Genomic DNA, 23,876 nt, shown 5'->3' on the forward strand with positions numbered 1-23,876 from the left:
CTCCGTAATGATAACGTCTATACGTTATATTGACTTGTGATGGTGGTGAACTCAATCCAGCGCACAGACGTCGGGCAGGCCGCGCAGGGTTCCGGCGTGGTCGAGGCCGTAGCCGACCAGGAAGCGGTTCGGCGCCTCCCAGCCGACGAAGTCGGGCTCGGGCGCGCGGGGCAGGGGCCAGGGCTTCTTGGCGAAGACGGCGGTGAGCACCTCTGACGCGCCGGCCTGCTGCGCGATGCGAACGGCCTCGGCCAGGGACAGGCCGGTGTCGAACACATCGTCCAGGATCAGCACCTTGCGGCCTTCGACCGACCGCTGCAGCGGGGCGTAGACGTCGATCTTGCCCCGGCTGTTCTGTTCGTCGCCGTAGGAGGCCAGCCACAGGGCGTCGAAACGGACGTTGCGGCCGACACGGGACAGGGCGCGGGTCAGGTCGGCGGCGAACCACAGGCCGCCGGTCAGCAGCACGACCGCCACCGTGTCGTCGTCGATGACGGGGGCGATGCGGGCGGCCATCTCGGCCACCACTCGGGCGACCTCTGTCTCGGGAAGCAGGACGGCGGGAGAGGGAGCATCGGCCATGCCCAGCCGTATCGCGCGCATGGGCCGGCTGTCGAGGGTTCCAAGGTCCGTAGGCGCGAAATCTCGCGCCGCCGGACGACGTCTGACCTGACCGTCGTCGGGTTTAGTGCGCCGGTCCAGCCGGGGCGTCGGACACCGGATGCGCCTCGACCGGCGTGGCGGTCGCGGCGGCGGACAGATCGGGACTCAAGGCCGGGCGCAGGCCGTGCTCGGCCGAAGCGGGAACGGCGGGCGTCGGAGGCGCCGGGACATGATGTTCCGCAGCGGGTCCGTGAGCCGGTGCGGACGGCGCGGGCTCGGCCGGGTGGGCGGCGGGCTTCGGCCGCTCGGCGGCGCTGGCGAACTGGACGTCGACGCCGACGCCCTTGGCCGTCGGATCCGGCAGGAGGACGGCGAAGCCCTGAACCTTGCCCGGCAGCACAGGCGCCTTGCGCACATCGAGAAGCTTGTGCGCGACCTCGGCGCCGTGGGCGTCCAGCAGGGCGATCCGGATCGGGGGCGACGAAATCTCGTGGTCGCGAATGTTGCGCAGGGCGCCGGAGACCACGACCGTGCCCGGATCATTGGCCAGGGGCCGGGCGCCGACAGCCTCGAACTGCAGTCCGACGACGTTCACCGGAGACCCGACAGCGGCGTAGGCGGCGGCGGCGCGGGGCCACAACTCGACCACCTCGACGCGGAACAGCCAGGCGCCGGCCAGAATGGCGGCGAACATGCTGGCCAGTCCGGCCCAGACGACGCCATGGGCGGCGGCCCGCTTGAGGCGGCGAGACTGTTCGGCGCGGGCGCGGAAGGCCTTGGGCAGTTCCTCGGCCGGCGCTTCGGCGAGGGCCTCGGGCGCAAGGCCGGCGAGATGATGGGCGGCGACGGGCTCGGCCGCCGGGGGCTCGGCCGGAGCTTCCTCGGGGGAGACGGTCAGCTCCAGCGGCTCGTCGGCGCGTTCGGCCTTCCACACATTTCCGCACGACTTGCAGCGGACCTTGCGGCCCTCGGGGCCGATGGCGGCGTCGGGCACGAAATAGCCGGTGGCGCAGGACGGGCAGGTCAGTATCATGTCGTCTGACTGTGAGGCTTGAAGCCGCCCCTCTCCTGTCGCGGCGTTCCCGCCCGGTCCTGAAACCCTAGATGTCCTCTCCGCCCCGCCGCGCCACTGTGTCCGAACCCGCTTCCGAGACCGTCCGCCTGACCGGCGTGGGGTTCGGCTATGCTGATTCGCCCGAGGTGCTGCGGGACGTTAACCTTAGTCTGAAGCCCGGCTCTTTCCACTTCCTTACCGGGCCCTCGGGCGCCGGAAAATCAACGCTGCTGCGGTTGCTGACCCTGTCGGCGCGGGCCACGGCGGGAGAGGTGCGGGTGTTCGGGCGGGACGCCGCCGGACTGTCGCGCGGCGAGATCCCTCTGGTGCGTCGCCGCATCGGGGCGGTGTTTCAGGATTTCCGGCTGCTGGATCATCTGAGCCTGTTCGAGAACGCGGCCCTGCCGCTGCGGCTCGCCGGAGGCCGGGCCAGGGATTATGCGCCCGATGTCGAGGAGATGTTGCGCTGGGTCGGGCTGGGCGAGCGCATGGATGCTCGGCCGCCCTCGTTGTCCGGCGGCGAGAAGCAGAGGCTCGCCATCGCCCGGGCGGTCATGGCCAAGCCCGACCTGATCGTCGCCGATGAGCCGACCGGCAGCGTCGACCGGGCCATGGCCGATCGACTGCTGAAACTGTTTCAGGCCCTGAACCGGCTGGGTGCGACGGTGCTGATCGCCAGCCATGACGAGGCGCTGGCCGATCGATCGGGCGCGCGCCGCCTGCATCTGGAACACGGTCGCCTGACGGAGGGGGGGCGATGAAGCTGTCGTCGCGGCCCGACCTGCTGTCGCGCGACGCCGCCGGGGAGACCTGGCTGGCGGCGGTGATCGCGGCCCTGTGCTTCATCGCCTGCCTGGCGGCGATCGGGGCGGCGGCGGGCGAGCGCGCCGCGCACGGGTGGGCCGGGCGGCTGCGGGCCGAGGCGACGGTCCAGGTGCGGCCGCGCGTCGACGAAACCGGGGCGGCGGCGGCCGGTCGTGCGGCCGAAACCCTGGCCGGGCTGGACGGCGTCGAGGAAGCCGAGGCCATGGATCGCGCCACCGCCGAGCGACTGTTGCGGCCGTGGGTGGGGGAGGCGGCGCTGGCCGACCTGCCGGTTCCGCATCTGGTCACCGTGCGGCTGGACCGCGACGCGCCGGCCAGCGCGGTGGTGATGAGCCGCGCCCTCGCCGAGGCGGGCCTGGACGCCACCGTGGATGACCACCGGCTTTGGCGGGGCGAGGTCGAGCGATCGGCCGCCGTCCTGTCCGCCCTGGCCCTGGCCGTCTTCGGTCTGACCGCCCTCGCGGCGGCGGCGGCGGTGGTCTATGCGACCCGGGCGGGTCTTCAGGCCCAGAGGCAGGCGGTCGAGACGCTCAGCCTGTCCGGCGCCACGGACGGCGCGATCGCCCGGTTGTTCATGCGGCGCTACGGCCTGCTGGCGTCCGGCGCCGGCGCCGTCGGGGCTCTGGCCGCCGCCGGGGTCGCCGGTCTCCTGCGCGGCGTCGGCGGAGAGGGAGGGCTGACGGCCGCCCTGCCGGTGGCCTGGAGCGATCTGGCGCTGGTCGTCATGTGCCCTCTGCTGTCCGGCGCGGTCGCGGCGGCCGCCGCCTGGATCGGCGGCTTGACCGTGCTTGGCGGTCGCCGCGCGGAACGGTAGGTAGGGCGGATGAAATTCCTGTCGCTGATCGGCGTCATCGCCCTCATGTGGCTGGTCGGGCTGTTCGTGTTCGCCGACCGGGTGCGCGGCTTCGCGCCCGCCGACGATCCGGCGCGCGCCGACGCGATCGTCTCCCTGACCGGCCCCTCGGCCGAACGGGTCAACGCCGGGGTGCGACTGCTGGAGCAGGGCAAGGGCGAACGTCTGCTGATCTCCGGCGTCAATCGTGAGGTGAAGCGCAAGGAACTGCAGGCCCTGACCCCCGGCTCATCGCGGCTGTTCACCTGCTGCGTCGACCTGGGCTTCGAGGCCGAGAACACGATCGGCAACGCCCAGGAGATCGCCGCCTGGGCCGATCGCCACGACTACAGCAGCCTGATCGTGGTGACCTCGGACTATCACATGCCCCGCGCCCTGCTGGAGATCCGCAGCGTCGCGCCGGGGGTGCGGTTGGTCCCGCACGCCATCGAGACGCCGTCGCTCGACAATTCACGCTGGTGGAGGGCGGCGGTCACGGCGCGCCGCATGACGCTGGAATACATGAAATATCTGGCTGTGCTCGGTCGCGAGGGCCTGCACCGCCTGACCGGCCGCCATCCCGAACGCGACGCCCCGCCGACCGTCACCAATCAGGCCGGGCCGATCGTCCCGCCCGCCAAATGAGCGACCCGAGACGATGACGACCCTGCGGTCCCTGCTGTTCACCCTGTGGCTGTATCTGTCGATGCCGGTCTATGCGATCGGCCTGTCGCCGGCCCTGCTGATGCCTGTGCCGGTGGCTCTGAAAGTGGTGCGGATGTGGGCGCGGGCGGTCCTGTTCGGGCTGAAGCACATCGCCGGAGTCGAGGTCGAGGTGCGGGGGACGGAGCATGTTCCGTCCGGCGCCGCCCTGGTGGCGGCCAAGCATCAGGGGATGCTCGACGTCGTGGCCCTGCTGGCCATCCTGCCCAACCCCTGTTTCGTCCTGAAGAAGGAACTGATGCCCCTGCCGTTCTTCGGCTGGTTCGCCTGGAAGACGCGGATGATCGCCGTGGACCGTCAGGGTCACGCCAAGGCGCTGAAGGACATGGCGCGTCAGGCCCGTGATCGGCTGGCGGAAGGCAGGCAGATCATCATCTTCCCGGAGGGCACGCGCACGGCGCCGGGGGCGCCCGGCGACTACAAGCCCGGCGTGGCGGCGATCTATCGCGATCTGGAGGCGTCCTGCGCCCTGGTGGCGACCAACTCGGGCGTCCACTGGCCGGCGCATGGATTCAAGCGCCATCCGGGCAAGGTGGTGTTCGAATTCCTCGAGCCCGCTCCGGCCGGCCTGAAGCGCGGCGCCTTCATGCAGTTGATCGAGAGCCGGATCGAACCGGCGTCAACCGCCCTCCTGACGACGGAGACAGGGCGCGTCAGCGGCCCTTGAACGCGGGCTTTCGCTTTTCGACGAAGGCGGCCATGCCCTCCTTCTGATCCTCGAAGGCGAAGAGGGAGTGGAACAGGCGGCGCTCGAACTGCACGCCCTGGGTCAGGGTCGTCTCCAGCGCGGCGTTGACCATCTCCTTGTTGGCCATGACGGCCAGCGGGCTCTGGGAAGCGATCTTCGCGGCGATCTTGCGGGCTTCGTCCAGCAGGGTCTCATGCGGAAAGACGCGCGAGGCCAGGCCGGCGCGTTCGGCCTCCCCGGCGTCCATCATCCGGGCGGTCAGGACCATGTCCATCGCCTTGGACTTGCCCACCAGCCGGGTCAGGCGCTGCGAGCCGCCGATGCCGGGGGCGACGCCGAGGTTGATCTCGGGCTGGCCGAACTTCGCCCGGTCCGAGGCGACGATGAAGTCGCACAGCATGGCCAGTTCACAGCCGCCGCCGAGGGCGAAGCCGTTGACGGCGGCGATGATCGGCTTGCGGAAGCGCGTGATGCGGTCGTGGCCCAGGGCGAAGAAGTTGCCCCGATACATGTCGGCGTAGGACTGGTCCGACATCTCCTTGATGTCGGCGCCGGCGGCGAAGGCCTTGTCGCCCGAGCCGGTCAGGATCAGGCAGCGCACCGTGTCGTCCTGTTCCACGCTGTCGAGGAAGGCGGCGAGATCGGCGAACAGGGCCGAGTTGAGGGCGTTCAGGGCCTCGGGCCGGTTCAGGGTCACGACCGCATAGCCGTCGGTGTGGCGCTCGATCAGCAGGGTGTCATAGGTGTCGGCCATGGTGCTTCGCTCCGCAACGGTACGGCGCCGACATAGACCGCGCGGCGATGGAGGCAAAGCAGGCGGCGTCCGGAATTCGCCGGACCCCCCGGGTCAGCGGAGGGTCCTCCAGGCGACGGGGTGGACCTTGTCGCGGCCGAGGACCCCCAGCAGGGGTGGCGCGGGGAACAGGCCGGCGATGGCCGGGTCGCGCACGTTCAGCCCGCCGGTGAAGGCGCCGAAGGCGGGCAGGAGGATGCGGTTTCCATCGGTGACGAAACACGGGCGGCGCACCCCGCGGCCATGGGCGGCGACCCGGGCGGCGGGGTGCAGGTGGCCGGCGACCTCGCCCTGGGCCGTCTCGTGGCTGTGGCCCGGCCCGGGTTCGTGCGTCAGGCGGAGCGCCCCGACCGCCATGTCGCCGACGACCCTGCCCGGCAGGTCGAGGCCATCCGTCTCCAGCGCGGCCTTGTCGTGGTTGCCCTCCACCCAGATCCAGTCGCGACCGAAGGCCATTCGCTCCAGCCGGTCGCGGTCGTCGCCGGACAGGCGCGGCACGGCGGCGCGGTCGTGGAAACTGTCGCCCAGCAGCACGACCCGCGCCGGGTTCAGGGCGGCGATCTCGTCCTCCAGCCGCATCAGGGTGGCGGCGGTGTCGTAGGGCGGCAGCATTTGGCCCCGCACGGCGAAGGCCGAGCCTTTTTCCAGATGCAGGTCCGCGACGATCAGCAGCTCATGCGCCGGGACCAGCAGGGCGCCGGAGCAGCGCAGAACGCAGGCCTCGCCGGCCACCCGCACGGCCAGGCCGCCGCAGGGATTGCGGGCGGGCGACAGGGTCTGGCGCAGAAGGGCGTTCATCGATCTTCATATCGGCCTTCTCCCCCGAGGGGAGAAGGGTCCTCGTCCAGCACTTCGGCGATCAGGGCCTCGGCCGAGGCGTCGAGGATCATCTCGGCGGCGTCGCCCGGCGACCGTTCGCGACCGATCTGGACCATCACCGGCACGGCGAAGGGCGAGGGGCGGGTCAGGGCGACGGGGCGGATTCGACCGGCGATCCGTGTCAGAAGCTGGCCCAGTCGCGCGACGTCCAGCAGGCCCGCCGCCGCATCGGCCCGCGCGGTCTTCAGCAGCAGATGATCGGGCTGATGCCGCCGCAACACGTCGTAGATCAGGTCGGTGGAGAAGACGACCTGGCGGCTGGTCTTCTCGGCCCCCGGCCGTCGCCGGTCGATCAGGCCGGAGATCAGCGCGCAGTTCCGGAAGGTGCGCTTCATCATGAAGCTCTCCTCCAGCCAGGCCTCCAGATCGTCGCCCAGCATGTCGGGCTGGAACAGGGCGTCCCAGTCCAGCCCCTCCATGGGTTTGATCGACCAGATGCAGACCGAATAGTCGGTGCAGACGAAGCCCAGCGGCCCGACGCCCAGCCGGTCCAGCCGCCGGGTCAGCAGCATGGCCAGCGTCCCGTGAGCCAGACCGCCCTCGAACGGATAGGCGACCATGAAGTGGCGATTACCGCGCGGGAAGGTCTCCACCAGCATGGATTCCGCGTCGGGGATGGCGGACCGGCTCTCCTGCAACTCCAGCCATTCCTGCACGTCGGGCGGCAGGACGCGCCAGTGATCGCGGTCCTGGATCAGGTTGCGCACCCGGTCGGCCAGGGACGTCGACATCGGAAACTTCGATCCTCCCCAGGAGGGGATGCGGGGATCCTTGTCCTCGGCGGGCGTGACCAGGGCGTCGGTGCCGTCGATGTCGCGGAAGGCCCAGACCCGGCCGGCGAAGACGAAGGTGTCGCCGGGCGTCAGCTGTTCGAAATACCACTCTTCGGCCTCGCCGATCTTGTGCCCGCCGACCCAGCCGCCCGACGCCCCGCCGCGACGCCGCGCCGACCGGACATTCAGGGTTCCGGCCGCGACGATGGCGCCGACGTTCATCCGGTGCTGCTGGGCGATCTGGGCGGTGCGGACCTTCCAGCGGCCCTGCCGGTCCTTCACGATCCGCGCGAACCGGTCATAGGCGCGCAGCGCATAGCCGCCGGTGGCGACGAAATCGACCACCTCCTCGAACGCCTCCCACGACAGTTCGCGATAGGGGCCGCAGCCGGTCACCTCGGCAAAGAGGTCGTCCATAAGGAAGGGCTCGGAACAGGCCACGCCCATGACGTGCTGGGCCAGGGTATCGAGCGTGCCGGTGTGATGCGGCTCCCAGTCGAAGGCGTTCTCCGCCACCGCCTCGCGCGCCGCCTGACATTCCAGCATCTCGAACCGGCTGGCGGGCACCATCAGGGCGCGAGAGGGCTCGTCGAGACGGTGGTTGGCCCGGCCGATCCGTTGCACCAGGCGGCTCGCCCCCTTGGGCGCCGCCAGCTGGATGACCAGATCGACGTCGCCCCAGTCGATGCCCAGATCCAGCGTCGAGGTGCAGACCACGGCCCGGAGGTCGCCCCGCGCCATGGCCGCCTCGACCTTCCGCCTCTGCTCGGCGGCCAGCGACCCGTGGTGCAGGGCGATGGGCAGGTCGTCGTCATTGATCTCCCACAGCCGCTGGAACACGAACTCCGACTGCCAGCGGGTGTTGACGAAGATCAGGGTCATCCCCGAGCGCCGGATGGCCTCATAGACCTCCGGAATCGCATGCTGGCCGGTATGGCCGGCCCAGGGGACGTGGCCTTCGCTGACGAGCACATCCACCACCGGCGGCGCGCCGGGATCGCCTTTTACAATCCGGATTCCTTCTCCCCTCGGGGGAGAAGGTGGGCGGCGAAGCCGCTCGGATGAGGGGGCTCTGGACTCATTCGGGCTTTCCGAAGTCAGGGACGAAGCTGCCAGCCCCCTCATCCGGCCCTCCGGGCCACCTTCTCCCCCGAGGGGAGAAGGACCAGGAGCCAGCCACTCCGCGATCATGGCCGGATCGTCGACCGTCGCCGACAGGGCGACACGTCGGAGGTCGGGCGCGAAACTCTGCAACCGCCCCAGATCCAGGTTCAGGAGGTCGCCGCGCTTGCCGGACCAAATGGCGTGGACCTCGTCCAGCACGACGCATTTCAGGTCCGCGAACCAGTCGCGGGCCCCGTCCCAGGCGCAGAACAGGGCGAGCTGTTCGGGGGTGGTCAGGAGGATGTCGGGCGGAAACTGCTTCTGGCGCGCCTTCTTGGACACCTTGGTGTCGCCCGTGCGGCTCTCGACATGGATGTTCAGCCCGATCTCACGGATCGGCGTCATCAGGTTGCGCTCGACGTCGGTGGTCAGGGCCTTGAGCGGCGAGATGTAGATCGTATGGACCCCGCTGCCCGGCCCGCTCTCCGGCCTCGGTCCGCGCTCCGCCAGGTCGATCAGGCTGGGCAGGAACCCCGCCAGGGTCTTGCCCCCGCCCGTCGGCGCGACCAGCAGGGCATGCGCTCCGGCCTCTGCCGCCGCGACCATCTCCAGCTGATGCCGTCGCGCGGTCCAGCCGCGACGGGCGAACCAGTCGGCGAACAGGGGGGGAAGCGTTGCAGGAACGGCGGGCGACGGCACGTCCGCGATATAGCATGTTCCCGTTCCGTTTCATCCTTGTCGGTGTTAACTTCCCAAGATGAGCGACGACCACCTGCCCGATTCACAGCCGTCCGGCCCGGTGACGATCCGGGAAGATGGCGACACGGGTGATCGCTTTCTCGTCTATGTGTCGAAAGACGGCCTGCGCGCCGAATTGCGGGTTCTGGGCGACACCTTCTGGGCCACCCAGTCCCAGATGGCGCACATGTTCGGCGTCGATGTCCGCACTGTGAGCGAACACGTTCAGAACATTTTTCGTGAAGGTGAATTGGCGCCAGATTCAGTTGTCCGGGAATCCCGGATAACTGCCGCGGACGGCAAGGCGTATCGCACCAACCTCTACAGCCTCGATGTCATCATCGCCGTCGGCTATCGGGTCAGTTCGCGCCTTGGAACCATGTTCCGCATCTGGGCCACCCAAGTTCTGATGGCCTATCTGACCAAGGGGTTCGTCATCGACGATGAGCGCCTGAAGAACCCCGACGGCAAGCCAGATTTCTTCGATGAATTGCTGGAGCGCATTCGCGACATCCGTTCGTCGGAAAAACGGATGTGGACGCGCATTCTGGAACTGGCGTCCTTCTGTGCGGACTACGATCCGCGAGACAAGAGCCAGCACACTGAGTTCTTCGCTGACATCCAGAACACCCTTCATTGGGCAGTGCTTCAAAAAACGGCGAGCGAACTCATCGTTGAGCGCGTGGATCATCGGCAGGAAAACGCCGGTGTCGTCAGCTTCAAGGGCCAAATGCCCACGGTGAGCGAGGCGGCCACGGCGAAGAACCTTCTGCATGAGCCGGAAATCAAGGCGCTGAACCACATCACCAGTCTGATGCTGGAGTTCTTTGACAGCCAGGCCGAACAGCGTCGCTTGACCACTCTCGGAGAGTTCCAGATCAAGCTTCGCGACCTGATCAAACTCGATGGTAGGCCTCTCAAGCCGTTCGGTGCGGCCACGACCATCAGTCACGCCGAGGCGACAGCTCACGTCTCTCGTGAGATCAAGGCGTTCAAGACCGCGAAGCGGATTGAGAACGAAAAGGCGGGTGAGGATCAACTCCGTCAGATCGCCAAATCCTTGAAAGACAAGAAACGACCGTAGTGATCGTTGACGGCACCTCGACATCCAGCCTGACCGCGCCTTCGTTGGCTCTTTCTGATCTGCCGCCCGCCCTCGCCGTGCCGCCGGGCGCAGGGGCGGTCGCTGACGATCAGGGGGCGCGGAAGATCGGGCGGGGGGCGGCCGAGGGGCTGTTCACGGGCGGGCCGGTCATGGTGGCCCATGCGGCCCTGACGGCGCGGCGGCTGGGGCTGAGCCCGCCCGCGCGTTCTTCGGACCTGATGGATGTGCTGGAGCTGTTCGCCTTCGTGCGGCCGGCGCGGTTCTGCGCCCCGTCGCCGGCGGGGCTGGCCCTGGCGCTGGGGATGGACGAGCCGAGAGGGGCGGAGGCGCTGGCGGCGGCCCTGCGCGAAGCGACGGGCGCGCTGCTGGCCGAGCTGGCCGACCCCGCCTATCCGGGACGGGAGGACGCCTTCACCCTGAACGAGACCCTGGGCCGGGCAGGCTGGGCCTGGGCCGGGCGCGTGGCGGAGGCCTTGCAGGCGGCTCCGCTGAGGACGCGCCAGCATCGGGGATCGGGTCTCGACGCCTGGTCGCGCCTTCCGGAGTGGGAGGACGAGGCGCCGCGCGGAGAGGCGGGGTCGGCGCCGGTGGATTCCGAAAGCGCGCGCATCCGGCTGGAGAAACTGCTTCAGGCGTCAGGACTGGACGAGGCCCGGCCGACCCAGTCGGACTATGCGGCCGAAGCCGCCTATGCGTTTTCGCCGCGCGATGAGGAGGGGCGCCCACGTGTCCTGTTGGCCGAGGCCGGGACGGGGACGGGCAAGACCCTGGGCTATCTGGCGCCGGCCTCGGTCTGGGCCGAGCGGAATGCGGGGGCGGCCTGGATCTCGACCTACACCCGGGCCCTGCAACGCCAGATCGACCGCGAGGCCCACGCCCTGTGGCCCGATCCTGCCGAGCGCAAGCGCAAGGCCGTGGTCCGCAAGGGGCGCGAAAACTATCTCTGTCTGCTGAACCTGCAGGAGATGGTGCAGGCGGCGCAGCTGGGGAACGGCGATCTGATCGGCCTGGGGCTCGTGGCGCGCTGGGCTCTGCACAGCCGTGACGGCGACATGACCGGCGGGGATTTTCCCGGCTGGCTGTCAGGTCTGTTTCCGACGGCGGCGGGCCAGCAGGCATCGGCGGCCAATCTGGTCGATCGCCGAGGGGAGTGCGTCCATGCCGCCTGTCCCCACTACCGGACCTGTTTCGTCGAAAAGACCATCCGCGCCAGCCGCCGGGCCGACATCGTCGTGGCCAACCACGCCCTGGTCATGACCCAGGCCGCCTTCGACGGCGCGCGGACGGCCCGGGGCCTGAAGCAGGACGGGGAGACCGCGGCCCTGAAACGGATCGTCTTCGACGAGGGGCACCATCTGTTCGACGCGGCCGACAGCGCCTTTTCCGCCTGTCTGTCGGGGCAGGAGGCGGCCGAGCTGCGGCGCTGGATTCGCGGGCCGGAGGGGCGGGGTCGTCGCGGGCGGGGGCTGGAGCAGCGGCTGGGCGATCTGTGCGCGGACAATGAGGCGGCGCGCAACGCCCTGACCGACGCCATGCGGGCGGCGGCGGCCCTGCCGGGCGAAGGGGTTTCGGGCCGGATCGCCCCGCCGTCGGGCGAGGTCAATCCCGTCGGGCCGATCGAGAAATTCCTGGTCGCGGCCCTGGAGCAGGTGCGGGCGCGGGCGTCCGAAGGGCCGGGCGAGTTCGGGGCGGAATGCGCGGTGCGGCCGGCGACCGAGCCGGTGCTGGAGACGGCGCGGGGCGCGGCCCAGGCCCTGGCGGCCATCGAGGCGCCGCTTCTGGCCCTGTCGCGGCATCTGGAGGACATTCTGGACGAGGAGGCCGCCGAGCTGGACGGCGCCGCCCGCGCCCGGATCGAGGGCGCCCTGCGCGGACTGGACCGGCGGGCGCGAATGACCCTGCCGGGCTGGCGGTCGATGCTGGCGGGGCTGTCGGAAGGGTCGGACGAGCCGGACCCGGATTTCGTCGACTGGCTGTCGGTCGAGACGGCGTTCGGCCGGGTGCATGACGTGGCCCTGCGCCGTCACTGGATCGACCCGACGGTGCCGCTGGAGGCGGCGGTGGTCATGCCGGCGCATGGCGTGCTGGTCACCTCGGCCACCCTGACCGACGCGGCAGCGGCCGATCAGGGGCGCGATCCGTTCGATCTGGCGCGGATGCGGTCGGGGGCGGCGCGGCTGGTCCAGCCGGCGCGAACGCTGAAGGTCGAAAGCCCGTTCGACTACGCCGGGAACAGCCGGGTCATCGTGGTCACCGATGTGGCCAAGGACGATCCGCGCCAGACGGCCGCGGCGATGCGCGAACTGTTTCTGGCGTCCGGCGGCGGCGCGCTGGGCCTGTTCACGGCCATTCGGCGGTTGAAGTCGGTCTATGAGCGGTTGGGGCCGGACCTGGCGCGGAACGGCCTGCCGCTCTACGCCCAGCATGTCGATCCGCTGGAGGTCGGCGCCTTGGTCGATGTGTTCAGGGCGGAGCGGGACAGCTGCCTGCTGGGCACGGATGCGGTGCGCGACGGGGTGGATGTGCCGGGCCGGAGCCTGCGTCTGCTGGTGTTCGACCGCGTGCCCTGGCCCCGGCCCGACCTGCTGCACAAGGCGCGGCGAGGACGGTTCGCAGGGGAGGGTGCTGGGGCCCGGACCTATGACGACGCCCTGGCCCGCGCCCGTATGGCCCAGGCCTTCGGCCGGCTGATCCGCCGCGCCGACGACAGGGGGGTGTTCGTCATGCTGGACGCCGCCTGCCCGACCCGGCTGTTCGCCGCCCTGCCGCCCGGCGCCGAGGTGATGCGGATGAGCCTGGTCGAGGCGATCGAACTGACGCGCGGGTTTCTGAACGCGTGAACCTGCAGCCGCCGGGTCGGGCCGACGAAACGGGCCGGTCAGCGCTGAAGGTCAGGTCGCCGTCACGGCCGAGACGACGGCCTCGATGCGCTTGCGGATGTCGGGCACGGCGATCGTTTCCCAGAAGGCGGCGCGGGCCGGGGGGCCGAGCACGAACAGGCGCGGGTCGGGCGCGCCGTCTGCGCCCAGAACCCGCCCCTCGCCGTCGAGATCCAGCCCCAGACCCAGCGGATCCATGCGCGCGCGACCGGTCGCGATCAGGGGGGCGGTCAGCGGATCCGTCGCGGCGGAATGGCCCGGCCCGGTGCAGTCGATCAGCCAGTGGGCCCTTATCGGCTCGGCCAGGCCTCCGCCGCGCGGCGACCAGTCGACCGAGAGGCCGGTCGGTTCCAGATGGATCAGCCCCAGTCGTCCTGCCCGGACGTCCAGCCGTCCGGCGGCGATCAGGGTCTCGAGCCCGGCGGCGATGTGCGGAGCGATACGGTGGCGATGCACGTCCCACCACGGACGCAGATGACGCAGCAGCCGGCTGCGGACGCTGACGGGGGCGCTGGACCAGAGGTCGGCCGTGATGGCGCGATAGGCCTCCATCGTTTCGCGCCAGCCGGCCTGGTCAGCCGTCGCCCGGGCGGCGCGCAACCGGCGGGACGCGGGACCCGTCCGGGCTTCGGCCGGCAGGGCGGCTGCGGGATCGGGGCGTTCGCCGTGGGCGCGGGGCAGGAGACCGCGCCGGGACAGGGCGGTGCAGCGGCCGCGCCAGCCGCGCGCCTGGAGGCTTTGCAGCATGTCGACCATGGTCAGCCCCGTGCCGACGATCAGCACGGCGTCGTCGTCGGCGATCGCGTCCAGCGCGCCGGGCGCCCAGCCGTCGCGGATGACGCGGGCCTGGCGTTCGGTCGAGCGGGGCTCCGGATTGCCGGTGGCGAGGACGACCGCTCGGGCGGCGACAGTCTCGCCGTCATCCAGCCTGACACCGTCGGGTTCGATCGCGGCGACCACGCCGGTCCGGCGTGCGATCATGTCGGGGAAGGCGGCCTCGACTTCCTCAAGGCGGTCCTGGACATAGCGGCCATAGACGGCGCGGGGGGCGAAGCCGTCCGGGTCGGCAAGCTCTGGTCGGTTGGCCGCCAGCCACCGGGTGAAGTCGTCCGGACGACCGTCGACCGCGCTCATCCTGGCCGAGCGGACATTGAGCAGATGTCCGTCGAACGGGGTCGAATAGGCGACGCCGAGGCCGAAGCGGCCGATTCTGTCGATCAGGACGGACGGCTGTCCGCGCTCGGCCAGCCGCGCCGCCAGCATGGCGCCGGAAAAGCCGCCGCCGACGATCGCTACAGGCAGGGAAGGGGTCACGGCCTGACCTTGGGCCGGGTCGCTCATGGGGTCAAACCGTCTCGTCTGCATTCGCCGCAAGGCGAAGGGGACGCAGCCCTCGCGTCAGATTTCCTGGTTGTAGGCGCCGATCTCGGGATAGGCGGCCAGGCGCGGTTTGACCTCCTCGCGGAACAGGGCGCGCATATCGTCTTCGGACCGCATGCTCTCGACCACCACGACCAGTTCCGGCTTGTTCGACGAAGCGCGGACCAGGACCCAGGAGCCGTCCTCCAGATGGACGCGGGCGCCGTTGACGGTGATGACCTCGACGATCCTGCGGCCCAGGATGGAGCCGCCCTCGGCGCCCAGTTTTTCGTATTCGGCGACGATTTTTTCCAGCACGCCGTATTTCAGTTCATCGTCGCAGTGGGGCGACATGGTCAGGCTGGTCCAGGCGTCGGGCAAGGCTGTCTTGAGCTGGCTCAGGCTCTTGCCCGGATTGCGGTCCAGCATCTCCAGCACGGCGACGCCGGCCACCAGACCGTCGTCGTAGCCGCGCCCGATCGGGTCGGCGAGGAAGAAGTGGCCCGACTTCTCGAACCCGGCCAGGGCCCCCAGCTCGGCGGTCTTGCGCTTGATGTAGGAGTGGCCGGTCTTCCAGTAGACGGTCTCGGCCCCGTTGGCCTTGAGCACCTCGTCGGTCTTGTAGAGGCCGGTCGACTTCACATCGACGACGAAGGTGGCGTTCGGATGCAGGGCCGACAGGTCGCGGGCCAGCAGCAGGCCGATCTTGTCGGCGAAGATCTCCTCGCCCGTCTCGTCCACCACGCCGCAGCGGTCGCCGTCGCCGTCGAAACCCAGGGCCAGGTCGGCGCCGGTCTCCTTCAGGCGCGCCGCCATCTGCACCAGCATGGCGTGATCTTCCGGGTTCGGATTGTATTTGGGGAAGGTGTAGTCGAGATCGCAGTCCATCTCGATCACCTCGGCCCCCAGGGCGCGCAGGACGTCGGGGGCGAAGGCGCCGGCCGTGCCGTTGCCGCAGGCGGCGATGACCTTGAGCGGACGTTTCAGTTTCCGGCCGCCGACCACCTCGGCGATGTAGCGGTCGCGGAAGCCCTCGACCTGCTCCAGACGGCCTCCGGGACGTTCGACGCCCAGACCGCCCAGGACGATCTCCTTCAGGCGGCCGATCTCGTCGGGGCCGAAGGTCACAGGCGGGTTGGCCCCCATCTTGACCCCGGTCCAGCCGTTCTCGTTATGGCTGGCGGTGACCATGGCGACGCAGGGCGCCTCCAGCGCGAACTGGCCGAAATAGGCCATGGGCGACAGGGCCAGGCCGATGTCCAGCACCTCCATCCCGCCCTGCATCAGGCCGACGATCAGGGCCTGTTTGACGCTGAGCGAATAGGAGCGGAAGTCGTGGCCGACGACGATGCGCGGCTTGACGCCGATCTCGTGCACATAGGTGGCCAGACCCAGGCCGAGCGCCTGGATGCCCAGAAGGTTGATCTCCTTGTCCAGGATCCAGCGGGCGTCGTACTCGCGGAACCCGGTCGGCTTGACCAGGGGAGTGGTCTCGAACGCGGCCGTATTGGGCGCGAGGTCCTGGCGAGGCTTGATCATGGGGCGTCCTGGGAGGTCAGAGCGGTTGCGGCCACACCAGGGCCAGCGCGATCATGGCGACCGCGACGACGGCGGCGGCGATGAAGAAGGCGCGATCCGACATGGCCAGACGTCTTAGCCCGCCCGCGCACGCCAAACAACCGAGGCCCGCCCTCGGCGCCCGAGGTTGACCCGCCCGGCCCCCGGCCCTACGCCAGACGATCCATCCCCGGAGACCCCGATGCCGCGCCTGATCCTTCTTCGCCACGGCCAGAGCCAGTGGAACCTCGAAAACCGGTTCACCGGCTGGGTCGACGTCGATCTGACCGAAGAGGGCGAGGCCCAGGCGCGCCGGGGCGGCGAACTGATCGCCGAAGCCGGGTTCCGGCCCGCTGTGATGTTCACCTCGGTGCTGAAGCGGGCGCGCCGGACCGGCGCTCTGGCCCTGCAGTCGGCCGGGCTGAAGGAGGTTCCGACAGTCGAGGACTGGCGTCTGAACGAGCGCCACTACGGCGGACTGACCGGGCTGAACAAGGCCGAGACCGCCGCCAGGCACGGCGAGGACCAGGTTCTGGTCTGGCGACGCAGTTATGACGTGCCGCCGCCGCCCCTCGCGCCGGGCGGGGAATACGATTTCACGGCCGACCCTCGCTATGTCGGCAAGGACATTCCCGACACCGAAAGCCTGAAGACGACGCTCGACCGGGTTCAGCCCTATTGGGACGCCGAGATCGCGCCGCGGCTGAAGGCCGGCGAGGACGTGCTGATCGCCGCCCACGGCAACTCCCTGCGGGCGATCGTTAAGCTGCTGTTCGCCGTGCCGGACGACCGCATCGTCGGCGTCGAGATCCCGACCGGCAATCCGCTGGAGATCGACCTGGACGCCGATCTGAAGCCCACGGGCGCGCGCTATCTGGACGAGGGACGGGCCGAAAGCCTGCCGCCGCTGCCTTGACCCTGACCGCCGCTCAGGAGGCGGACGCCGTCCATATGCGCCGCGCGATCGACCTGGCCGTCGCCCGCATGGGCGAGACCTGGCCCAATCCGGCGGTCGGCTGCGTCATCGTCAAGGACGGCAAGGTGCTGTCCGAGGCGGTCACCGCGCCGGGCGGCCGTCCGCATGCGGAGGAACAGGCCGTGCCCGCCGCCGGTCCCGACGTCGAAGGCGCCACCGCCTATGTCACGCTGGAGCCCTGCGGCGCGCGATCGTCCGGCCGGGCGTCCTGCGCCCACTATCTGGCCTCGGCCGGGGTGGCGCGCGTGGTGGTGGCCTGTCTGGACCCTTCGCCCTTCGCCTCCGGGCGGGGCACGGAGCGGCTGCGTCAGTCCGGCCTGACGGTCGAGACGGGGCTGCTCGGCGCCGAGGCCCGTGTGCTGTGCGAGGGGTTCCTGCACCGGTTGGAGACCGGCCGCCCGATGGTGCGGATCAGCGCCGACGGCCAGGGCTTCGACGCCCGGTTCGTGGCCTCGCCGCGCGCAGATCTTGTCACGGAGCTGACCCGCCTGGGCGAGGCCGGCTACACCCGTCTGTGGACCCCGGCCGGCGAACTGGCCGAAACCCTGTCCGCCCAGGGGCTGCTGACGGAATAGGGCGGCGCATCCGACCCCGGTTCCGGCAAGCCTTCCTTAAGCGCGTTGCGGCATGATGGGGCCATGGGGGCGCTTCCAGCCGAAGACCGTTATCGCCGCATCGACCAGCGCGAGCTGGACGCGGTTTGCGCGCGTCACGACCGGCTGTGGCAGGCCCGGCCGGGCGGGGCCCGCGCCGTCTTCGCCTGGCTGGACCTGTCGGGGCTGAGCCTGCGGGGGCGCAATCTGGCGGACGCCGACTTCACCGCCGCGCGCATGATCGGCTGTGATCTGAGCGGAGCGAAGCTGGACAACGCTGTCCTGTTCGGGGCGGACATGCAGGACGCGGTCCTGGTCGAGGCCAGTCTTCGCCGCGCCGACCTGCGGGGCGCCTGCCTGAGGGGCGCCGACCTGACCGGCGCTGACATGTTCGAGGCCGATCTGCGCGAAGGCACACTGGCGACGGCCGACCAGGACGCCGGATTTCGGGTGGTGGAGCCCAGGGCCTCCCGCGCCGCCCAGGCCTCGGGCGCCATCCTGTCGGGCGCCAATCTGCAGCGGTCGCGCCTGTCGGGCGTGGTCGCGGTGGCTGCCGACTTCTCCGGCGCGGTGATGAAGGACTGCAAGCTGGTCCGGGCCAATCTGAAACAGGCGAATTTTCGCGACGCCGATCTGGCGGGCGCAGATCTGTCCGGCGCCGATCTGACCGGGGCCGACCTGCGCGACGCGGTTCTGGTCGGGGTCAAGGCTACGATGTGGCGCACGGACGGGGCCGACATGACCGGCGCCCTGACCGATGCGCGTCCGGCGGCCGCGCCGGTCGCCGAGCTTCCGGCCGCCGACATGCTGGGCGAACATGCACGCTGGTGCGAGACCGCCGGTCGCGAGGGGCGTCCTTCGGTCTTCGACGGCGTCGATCTGCGGCCGCTTCGGTCCATCGCCGGGTTGAACCTGACCGCCCTGTCGGCCCGGCGCGCCGTCTTCTACGGCCTCGACATGGAAGGCGTGCAGCTTCAGGGCGCGCATCTGGAGGGCGCCGACCTGCGGGCGACGCGGCTGCGCGGCGCGGACCTCCGGGGCGCCCGGCTGGCCGGGGCCCGTCTGGACGGGGCGGATCTGCGCGAGGCCCGGCTGGGCCCGTTGATGATCGCCCCCGACCGATTGCTGCCGTCCGATCTGAGCGGCGCCGTGCTGCGCGGGGCCGACCTGTCCGGCGCCGACTTGCGCCAGGCCGCCCTGACCGGCGGCGATCTCAGCCGGGCGCGGCTGCACGGGGCGGTGCTGCGCGACGCCGATCTGGCCAATGTCGCCCTGACGGGGGCGAAAGGACTGGAGGTCGCGTCGCGCGACGCAGAAGGGGTGAGGTCATGACCGCCGAACGCAGACGGCTGGGCCAGGGCGACCTCGATCTTTTCGTGGCCGCCCACCAACGGTTCATCGAGGGGCGCGCCGGGGGCCGTCGGCTCCAGCTGAAGTTCCTCGACCTCAACGGGCTGAACCTGAACGGACGCATTCTCGACGACGCCGACCTGACGGGCTCCTCGCTGGAGGGCGCCTCCCTGCGCGGCGCGCGGCTGGAGCGCGCGGTGCTGTTCGGCTGCGACATGCGGATGGCGGACCTGACCGGGGCCAATCTGCGTCGGGCCGATATCCGGGGCGTCTGCCTGCAGGGCGCCGACCTGACCCAGGCGGACCTGACCCAGGCCGATTTCCGCGAAGGGGTGATCGCCATTCCCCACGCCACGCGCGGTCTGTCGCAGATCAAGCACGAGACCCGTGTCGGCCTGGCCGACGGCGCCACCTTCGCCGGGGCGACCCTCGACGGCTCGCGGTTCGACGGGGTCAGCGCCCACAAGGCGGATTTCACCGACTGCACGATGCGCGGCGCCCGCCTGACGGGCGCCAATCTGAAGGACGCCGACCTGTCCGGCGCGATGCTGGAAGGCGCCCACATCGGCGGGGCGAACCTGTCGGGCGCGCGGCTGATCGGGGCCGATCTGACTGACTGCGCGGTCGAGGGCGCGCGGCTGGACCGGACCGACCTGTCGGGCGCCCTGCGTTCGCCGACGCCGGAGGCGATCAAGCGCGCCGACGACCTGTATCAGATGGCGCTCGACGCCAACGCCTGGGCCGAGAGCGGCGGCGTTCTGGGCGCGCCGGCGAATTTCGACGGCGAGGATCTGAGGCCCCTGGCCTCGCGCCTGAGCGGTCTGTCCCTGCCGGGCCTCAGCGCGCGCGGCGCCTGTATGGTCGGGGTCAAGCTGGGCGGCGCGGCGCTTCAGGGCGCCCAGCTGGAAGGCGCCGACCTGCGCGGCTCGGACCTGAGGGGCGCCGATCTGTCGGGGGCGCGCCTGTCCAACGCCCTGCTCAACCAGTCCGATCTGTCCGGGGCCCGGCTCGGCCCGCTGCCGTTGGGCGCCGGCCGCACCCTGGCCGCCAATCTGGCCGGCGCGCGCCTCAGATACGCCCGTCTGAACGGTGCAAGCCTGGCGGGCGCACGCCTGGACGGGGCGGACCTGTCCGGCGCCGCCCTGAACGAGGCCGATCTGACCGGGGCGGTGCTGACGGACGCCCGACTGCACCACGCGTCGGGCCTGCCGCCGTCGCTGGCGGCCTGAGCCCACGAAAAAGGGCGGCCCCGTCGGGACCGCCCTCGTCTCAGATCAAGCGTCTGATCTCAGGATCGACGGATCAGGCCGCTGTCTTCTTCTTTCCCTCGATCAGCGGCGCCGCGCCGCCGGCGATCTCGATCCGGCGGGGCTTCAGGGCCTCGGGAAGCTGACGCTCGAGGTTGATGGACAGCAGGCCGTTGTCCAGCCGGGCGTCGATCACGACCACATAGTCGGCCAGCTGGAAGCGGCGCTCGAAGTCGCGCTCGGCCAGGCCGCGATGCAGATAGGTGCGCTGGGCGCCGTCGTCGTTGGCGGTGCGGCGCCCGGTGACCGTCAGCAGGTTCTCCTTGACCTCGAGGTTCAGCTCCTCGGGCCGGAACCCGGCGACGGCGATCTCGATGCGATAGGCGTTCTCGCCCGTCGTCTCGATATTGTAGGGGGGCCAACCATTCTCCTGGCTGGTGCGCGCGGCGCTCTCCAGCAGGCCGGCCAGACGGTCGAAGCCGACGGCGGAACGGTACAGGGGGGTGAAGTCGATGGTACGCATGTCAATCTCCTGACGAGCAGCAAGGTCGAGCCGCCCCGCGGTTTCCCGGAACGGCCAAGGGATCGGTCGGGCGGCCCGGTGATCGGCGCCGCCTGTCCGGAGGACCCGCGAACGGCGTCCTCGGCGCATGATCTGGGATGGGATTTTCGCCGCGCAAGAGGTCCGGTCGTCGAATTCGGCTGGCCGGTCGCTGCGACGACTCGCGCCGGTCCCGGGGCTTCTTTACGGGGCGCACGAGGGCTAGGAGAGGAAAACACATCGGAGGTTCGCCCATGCGTCGTCTGTTCCCCGTCCTCGTCTGCGCCGCTCTGCTGGCGCCCGCCGCCGTCGCCGGGCAGGAGGCCGCCGCGCCGCTGGAGACCCCCGCCCAGCAGGCCGCCCGCAAGGCCGCCATGCCCCCGCCGGTGCTGGAGGAGGATCAGGCGCTCAAGACGGCGATCGCCTCCGACGCCCGCCCCGAGGCGGATCGCGCGCGCGACGTCCACCGTCGTCCCTATGAGACCCTGACCTTCTGGGGCCTGAACCCCGGCATGACGGTGGTGGAGATCCAGCCGGGTCAGGCCGGATGGTGGAGCAATATTCTCAAACCGTATCTGGCCCAGACCGGCGGGACCTGGATCGGCGTGGATCGCCCGGCCGACGGTCTGGGGGTTCCGGATGGGACCGCCGACATGGTCGTCGTGGCCCGGGCCTTCCACAACTGGGCGCGACAGGGGGCCACTCCCGGCCTGATGACGGCCTTCGCCAAGGCGCTGAAGCCCGGCGGCGTCCTGGCGGTGGAGCAGCATCGTGGCGCGGAGGGGCTGAACGCCGCCGACACGGCGTCCACCGGCTATGTCTCCGAAAGCTATGTCATCCACGCCGCCCAGGCGGCCGGGCTGGTGCTGGAGGCGCGCAGCGAACTGAACGCCAATCCGAAGGACGACCGCGACCACCCGTTCGGCGTCTGGACCCTTCCGCCGGTGCGCCAGTCGGCGGCGCGGGACGGATCGAACGCCCTGACGCCCGAGCAACGGGCCGCTTTCGACGCCATCGGCGAGAGCGACCGCATGACCCTGCGTTTCCGCAAGCCCGAGTAGGCCGCGCCATGGCGCGCGATCACGCGCCTTTGACCGGGGGCGGGACGTCACGGCGCTTTGACCCCCCGGCCGAACATGGCTAATCGGCAGGCTTTGGGGCTGGCGGCGTGCGATCACGCCGCCCGGAGACACGCATGGATGATCGCAAGGACGTCGGACCTGATGGGGAACCCGTGAGCGGGCCTGACGGCCGGACGTCGCGTCGCCGGATGCTGCAGGGCGTATGCGCCCTGGGCCTGGCCGCCGGCTCCCTGTTTGCGATCGGCGCCTGCGGGCGAAAGCCCAAGGCGGTGGAGCCGGACGAGCCCGACGCCCCCGCCGGTCCCGCTGAAGGGTCGCTGGAATGGGCGGTGGAGGGACCGTGGCGCAGCGGCCCGGACCGGGAGCGCGACGTCTGGCGTCATCCGATGGAGACCCTGCGGTTCTTCGATCTTCAGCCCAAGATGACCGTGGTCGACTTCTGGCCTGGCGCGGGATGGTACAGCGAGATCCTGGCCCCCTATCTGGCGCGGGGCGGCGGGACCTATTACGCCGCCGGCTTCCCCACCGGGCCGGGCGCCGATCCGGCCCAGGCCGCCCTGATGGCGGCCTATGAGCAGAGGTTCACCTCGGACAAGAAGCTGTACGGCGAGGTCAAGTTCAGCGCCTTCGGGGCCACCACAGGGCCGGTGGCGCCGGCGGGGTCGGCGGATCTGGCGCTGTTCATGCGCGGCGTCCACGCCTGGATGGCGGCGGGCATCGTCGAAAAGGCGTTCCGGGACGCCTTCGCGGCCCTGCGTCCGGGCGGGGTGCTGGGCGTCGAGCAGCATCGCCTCGCGCCCGAGGCCGATCAGGACCCGGCCGCCGCCAACGGCTATGTGCAGGAGGCCTTCGTCCGCCAGCTCGCGCAGGAGGCCGGCTTCGTCTTCGAGGCGTCGTCGGAAATCAACGCGAATGAAACGGATACCAAGGATCATCCGTTCGGCGTGGACACCCTGGCGCCTCAGCGCCTGACCGCGCCGCGAGGCCAGGCGCCTGACCCCGCGTTCGACCGCAGCAAATACGACGCGATCGGCGAAAGCGATCGCATGACCTTGAAGTTCAGGAAGCCCGAGTGAACCGCGCCGCCGCCTTCGCCGCCAACGCCCCGCTGATGGGCATCCCCGGCGCCGCCGCCCCTGTCGGGGGCGAGGGCGACTGGTTCCGGGGCGCCGGCGGCCTGCGTCTGCGCGCGGCGGTCTGGACGCCGACGGGTCGCACCCGTCCGCGCGGCACCGTGGTGCTGTCCCCGGGCCGGACCGAACCGATCGAGAAGTATTTCGAGGTGATCGGCAATTTCCTGGCGCGGGGGTTCTGCGTCCTCAGCCATGACTGGCGCGGCCAGGGCCTGTCGGCCCGCCTGCTGCCGGACCGTCTGAAGGGCCATGCCCGGGCCGTGGAGGAATTCCTCGACGACTACGCCCGCCTGCTCGACGCCTTCGAGGCGCGGTGTCCCAAGCCGTGGATCATGGTCGGCCATTCGATGGGCGGCGCCCTGAACCTGCTGACCCTGGAGGCGGGCGAGACCCGGTTCGCCGGGGCCGTCCTGTCGTCGCCGATGCTCAGGATCAAGACCGGCAAGCGGTCGATGTGGTCGGTCAAGCTGGCGGTGCGCTGGAACATTCGCCATGGCCGCGCCGGGGATTTCGTTCTCGACGACGCCGACGATCCGTTCGACCACACCTTCGAGAACGACGCCCTGACGACGGACGAAAGCCGATATGAACTGTGGCGGCAGCAACTCTACGCCTGCCCGCACCTGGCGGTCGGCGGCCCCACCTGGGGGTGGCTGAACTTCGCCCTGGACGCCGGCGAGCGGGCGTTGCGGGTCAAGGCGCTGAAGACGGTGAAGGCGCCGGTGGTGGTGGTCCAGGGCGGCGACGACGAACGCGTGTGGAAACAGACCAACCGCTGGGCCGCCCGCCGCCTGGGTCGCGGACGTTACGTCGAGGTCGCCGGGGCCAAGCACGAAGTCATCATGGAGACCGACGACAAGCGCGGCGTCTTCCTGGCCGAGTTCGACGCCCTGGCCGACTATGTCGCGCCGGAACAGGACCTGAGCCCCGTGGTTCAGGACGAACCGGCCGCTGCCGTTGGATGAAGCGTGCGTCCCGACCGGCGTGTTCGCCAGAAGTCAGGTCTTGTAGGTCACCTGGCTCGCCCGGGTCGGTCAGGGTT

Annotated in this window: 21 protein-coding genes; 13 read left to right on the top strand and 8 right to left on the bottom strand. The window is 70.4% G+C overall.

Features of this window, described 5'->3' with window-relative positions:
* Positions 1–51: 51 nt before the first annotated feature.
* Complete coding sequence (locus ACO2Q1_RS14400; RefSeq protein ID WP_423330175.1) at positions 52–582, bottom strand: phosphoribosyltransferase; 531 nt, start codon at positions 580–582, stop codon at positions 52–54.
* Positions 583–685: 103 nt separating this feature from the next.
* Positions 686–1,636 carry a DUF3426 domain-containing protein gene (locus ACO2Q1_RS14405; RefSeq protein ID WP_423330176.1) on the bottom strand — a complete coding sequence of 317 codons (951 nt, stop codon included), beginning with the start codon at positions 1,634–1,636 and terminating at the stop codon, positions 686–688.
* Positions 1,637–1,707: 71 nt separating this feature from the next.
* On the opposite strand from ACO2Q1_RS14405, the gene ACO2Q1_RS14410 reads away from it, so the two are divergent.
* The 4 genes from ACO2Q1_RS14410 to ACO2Q1_RS14425 are packed head-to-tail and all read left to right on the top strand — an operon-like array spanning position 1,708 to position 4,704.
* Positions 1,708–2,418, top strand: a complete 711-nt coding sequence (locus ACO2Q1_RS14410) for a cell division ATP-binding protein FtsE (RefSeq protein ID WP_423330177.1) — start codon at positions 1,708–1,710, stop codon at positions 2,416–2,418.
* On the top strand, positions 2,415–3,296 hold the full coding sequence (locus tag ACO2Q1_RS14415) for an FtsX-like permease family protein (protein ID WP_423330178.1): 882 nt from the start codon (positions 2,415–2,417) through the stop codon (positions 3,294–3,296). The genes ACO2Q1_RS14410 and ACO2Q1_RS14415 overlap by 4 nt, the downstream gene beginning before the upstream one ends.
* Before the next feature lie 9 nt (positions 3,297–3,305).
* Positions 3,306–3,959, top strand: coding sequence for a YdcF family protein (locus ACO2Q1_RS14420; RefSeq protein WP_423330179.1), 654 nt, complete (start codon positions 3,306–3,308; stop codon positions 3,957–3,959).
* 13 nt (positions 3,960–3,972) lie between these two features.
* Entirely contained in the window at positions 3,973–4,704 is a 732-nt protein-coding gene (locus ACO2Q1_RS14425) for a lysophospholipid acyltransferase family protein (RefSeq protein WP_423330180.1), read from the top strand.
* Here the strand turns inward: ACO2Q1_RS14425 and ACO2Q1_RS14430 are convergent.
* The 3 genes from ACO2Q1_RS14430 to ACO2Q1_RS14440 all read right to left on the bottom strand — a co-directional run bounded on the left by ACO2Q1_RS14430 (position 4,691) and on the right by ACO2Q1_RS14440 (position 8,973).
* On the bottom strand, positions 4,691–5,479 hold the full coding sequence (locus ACO2Q1_RS14430; RefSeq protein WP_423330181.1) for an enoyl-CoA hydratase-related protein: 789 nt from the start codon (positions 5,477–5,479) through the stop codon (positions 4,691–4,693). The two genes, ACO2Q1_RS14425 and ACO2Q1_RS14430, sit on opposite strands and share 14 nt — an antisense overlap.
* Before the next feature lie 93 nt (positions 5,480–5,572).
* The gene (gene pdeM, locus ACO2Q1_RS14435) at positions 5,573–6,316 is read right to left on the bottom strand and encodes a ligase-associated DNA damage response endonuclease PdeM (RefSeq protein ID WP_423330182.1); all 744 of its coding nucleotides are present in this window, start codon (positions 6,314–6,316) and stop codon (positions 5,573–5,575) included.
* The gene (locus ACO2Q1_RS14440) at positions 6,313–8,973 is read right to left on the bottom strand and encodes a ligase-associated DNA damage response DEXH box helicase (RefSeq protein ID WP_423330183.1); all 2,661 of its coding nucleotides are present in this window, start codon (positions 8,971–8,973) and stop codon (positions 6,313–6,315) included. The genes pdeM and ACO2Q1_RS14440 overlap by 4 nt, the downstream gene beginning before the upstream one ends.
* 58 nt (positions 8,974–9,031) lie before the next feature.
* On the opposite strand from ACO2Q1_RS14440, the gene rhuM reads away from it, so the two are divergent.
* Together rhuM and ACO2Q1_RS14450 are read left to right on the top strand one after the other, a co-directional pair.
* Positions 9,032–10,096: a RhuM family protein gene (rhuM, locus tag ACO2Q1_RS14445; protein WP_423330184.1), complete on the top strand. Its 1,065-nt coding sequence runs from the start codon at positions 9,032–9,034 to the stop codon at positions 10,094–10,096.
* A gap of 29 nt (positions 10,097–10,125) precedes the next feature.
* A complete protein-coding gene (locus tag ACO2Q1_RS14450; protein WP_423330266.1) occupies positions 10,126–12,957 on the top strand; it encodes an ATP-dependent DNA helicase in 2,832 nt (943 codons plus the stop codon).
* A gap of 51 nt (positions 12,958–13,008) precedes the next feature.
* Here the strand turns inward: ACO2Q1_RS14450 and ACO2Q1_RS14455 are convergent, their stop codons facing one another.
* Entirely contained in the window at positions 13,009–14,337 is a 1,329-nt protein-coding gene (locus ACO2Q1_RS14455) for an FAD/NAD(P)-binding protein (RefSeq protein ID WP_423330185.1), read from the bottom strand.
* Between the two features lie 57 nt (positions 14,338–14,394).
* A complete protein-coding gene (locus tag ACO2Q1_RS14460; protein WP_423330186.1) occupies positions 14,395–15,894 on the bottom strand; it encodes a phosphomannomutase/phosphoglucomutase in 1,500 nt (499 codons plus the stop codon).
* Positions 15,895–16,114: 220 nt separating this feature from the next.
* Between ACO2Q1_RS14460 and ACO2Q1_RS14465 the strand changes: the two genes are divergently transcribed.
* The 4 genes from ACO2Q1_RS14465 to ACO2Q1_RS14480 all read left to right on the top strand — a co-directional run bounded on the left by ACO2Q1_RS14465 (position 16,115) and on the right by ACO2Q1_RS14480 (position 20,060).
* Positions 16,115–16,828, top strand: coding sequence for a 2,3-bisphosphoglycerate-dependent phosphoglycerate mutase (locus tag ACO2Q1_RS14465; protein WP_423330187.1), 714 nt, complete (start codon positions 16,115–16,117; stop codon positions 16,826–16,828).
* Positions 16,829–16,863: 35 nt separating this feature from the next.
* A complete protein-coding gene (locus ACO2Q1_RS14470) occupies positions 16,864–17,463 on the top strand; it encodes a bifunctional diaminohydroxyphosphoribosylaminopyrimidine deaminase/5-amino-6-(5-phosphoribosylamino)uracil reductase RibD (protein WP_423330267.1) in 600 nt (199 codons plus the stop codon).
* A 63-nt stretch (positions 17,464–17,526) separates the two neighbouring features.
* Positions 17,527–18,813 carry a pentapeptide repeat-containing protein gene (locus tag ACO2Q1_RS14475; RefSeq protein ID WP_423330188.1) on the top strand — a complete coding sequence of 429 codons (1,287 nt, stop codon included), beginning with the start codon at positions 17,527–17,529 and terminating at the stop codon, positions 18,811–18,813.
* Positions 18,810–20,060 (top strand): pentapeptide repeat-containing protein, encoded by a 1,251-nt coding sequence (locus ACO2Q1_RS14480; RefSeq protein WP_423330189.1) that lies wholly within the window; start codon positions 18,810–18,812, stop codon positions 20,058–20,060. The genes ACO2Q1_RS14475 and ACO2Q1_RS14480 overlap by 4 nt, the downstream gene beginning before the upstream one ends.
* Before the next feature lie 73 nt (positions 20,061–20,133).
* Here ACO2Q1_RS14480 and ACO2Q1_RS14485 read toward each other — a convergent pair whose 3' ends face one another.
* On the bottom strand, positions 20,134–20,601 hold the full coding sequence (locus ACO2Q1_RS14485) for an Hsp20 family protein (RefSeq protein WP_423330190.1): 468 nt from the start codon (positions 20,599–20,601) through the stop codon (positions 20,134–20,136).
* A gap of 272 nt (positions 20,602–20,873) precedes the next feature.
* On the opposite strand from ACO2Q1_RS14485, the gene ACO2Q1_RS14490 reads away from it, so the two are divergent.
* The 3 genes from ACO2Q1_RS14490 (at position 20,874) to ACO2Q1_RS14500 (ending at position 23,799) form a co-directional block, all read left to right on the top strand.
* Positions 20,874–21,680, top strand: a complete 807-nt coding sequence (locus tag ACO2Q1_RS14490) for a class I SAM-dependent methyltransferase (protein WP_423330191.1) — start codon at positions 20,874–20,876, stop codon at positions 21,678–21,680.
* A gap of 209 nt (positions 21,681–21,889) precedes the next feature.
* Entirely contained in the window at positions 21,890–22,777 is an 888-nt protein-coding gene (locus ACO2Q1_RS14495) for a class I SAM-dependent methyltransferase (protein ID WP_423330268.1), read from the top strand.
* Entirely contained in the window at positions 22,774–23,799 is a 1,026-nt protein-coding gene (locus ACO2Q1_RS14500) for an alpha/beta fold hydrolase (protein ID WP_423330192.1), read from the top strand. Before ACO2Q1_RS14495 ends, ACO2Q1_RS14500 begins: the two co-directional genes overlap by 4 nt.
* Positions 23,800–23,876 lie beyond the last annotated feature (77 nt).

The sequence above is a fragment of the Brevundimonas sp. VNH65 genome, from assembly GCF_049445955.1.
Taxonomy (GTDB): Bacteria; Pseudomonadota; Alphaproteobacteria; order Caulobacterales; family Caulobacteraceae; genus Brevundimonas.

Excerpts from the sequence above, each read along its gene's own strand:
- ACO2Q1_RS14460 (WP_423330186.1), bottom strand. The coding sequence starts at position 15,894 with ATGATCAAGCCTCGCCAGGACCTCGCGCCCAATACGGCCGCGTTCGAG.
- rhuM (WP_423330184.1), top strand. The coding sequence starts at position 9,032 with ATGAGCGACGACCACCTGCCCGATTCACAGCCGTCCGGCCCGGTGACG.
- ACO2Q1_RS14415 (WP_423330178.1), top strand. The coding sequence starts at position 2,415 with ATGAAGCTGTCGTCGCGGCCCGACCTGCTGTCGCGCGACGCCGCCGGG.
- ACO2Q1_RS14495 (WP_423330268.1), top strand. The coding sequence starts at position 21,890 with ATGCTGCAGGGCGTATGCGCCCTGGGCCTGGCCGCCGGCTCCCTGTTT.
- pdeM (WP_423330182.1), bottom strand. The coding sequence starts at position 6,316 with ATGAACGCCCTTCTGCGCCAGACCCTGTCGCCCGCCCGCAATCCCTGC.
- ACO2Q1_RS14465 (WP_423330187.1), top strand. The coding sequence starts at position 16,115 with ATGCCGCGCCTGATCCTTCTTCGCCACGGCCAGAGCCAGTGGAACCTC.
- ACO2Q1_RS14490 (WP_423330191.1), top strand. The coding sequence starts at position 20,874 with ATGCGTCGTCTGTTCCCCGTCCTCGTCTGCGCCGCTCTGCTGGCGCCC.
- ACO2Q1_RS14430 (WP_423330181.1), bottom strand. The coding sequence starts at position 5,479 with ATGGCCGACACCTATGACACCCTGCTGATCGAGCGCCACACCGACGGC.
- ACO2Q1_RS14420 (WP_423330179.1), top strand. The coding sequence starts at position 3,306 with ATGAAATTCCTGTCGCTGATCGGCGTCATCGCCCTCATGTGGCTGGTC.
- ACO2Q1_RS14455 (WP_423330185.1), bottom strand. The coding sequence starts at position 14,337 with ATGAGCGACCCGGCCCAAGGTCAGGCCGTGACCCCTTCCCTGCCTGTA.
- ACO2Q1_RS14470 (WP_423330267.1), top strand. The coding sequence starts at position 16,864 with ATGCGCCGCGCGATCGACCTGGCCGTCGCCCGCATGGGCGAGACCTGG.
- ACO2Q1_RS14485 (WP_423330190.1), bottom strand. The coding sequence starts at position 20,601 with ATGCGTACCATCGACTTCACCCCCCTGTACCGTTCCGCCGTCGGCTTC.
- ACO2Q1_RS14480 (WP_423330189.1), top strand. The coding sequence starts at position 18,810 with ATGACCGCCGAACGCAGACGGCTGGGCCAGGGCGACCTCGATCTTTTC.
- ACO2Q1_RS14475 (WP_423330188.1), top strand. The coding sequence starts at position 17,527 with ATGGGGGCGCTTCCAGCCGAAGACCGTTATCGCCGCATCGACCAGCGC.
- ACO2Q1_RS14410 (WP_423330177.1), top strand. The coding sequence starts at position 1,708 with ATGTCCTCTCCGCCCCGCCGCGCCACTGTGTCCGAACCCGCTTCCGAG.
- ACO2Q1_RS14400 (WP_423330175.1), bottom strand. The coding sequence starts at position 582 with ATGGCCGATGCTCCCTCTCCCGCCGTCCTGCTTCCCGAGACAGAGGTC.
- ACO2Q1_RS14405 (WP_423330176.1), bottom strand. The coding sequence starts at position 1,636 with ATGATACTGACCTGCCCGTCCTGCGCCACCGGCTATTTCGTGCCCGAC.
- ACO2Q1_RS14425 (WP_423330180.1), top strand. The coding sequence starts at position 3,973 with ATGACGACCCTGCGGTCCCTGCTGTTCACCCTGTGGCTGTATCTGTCG.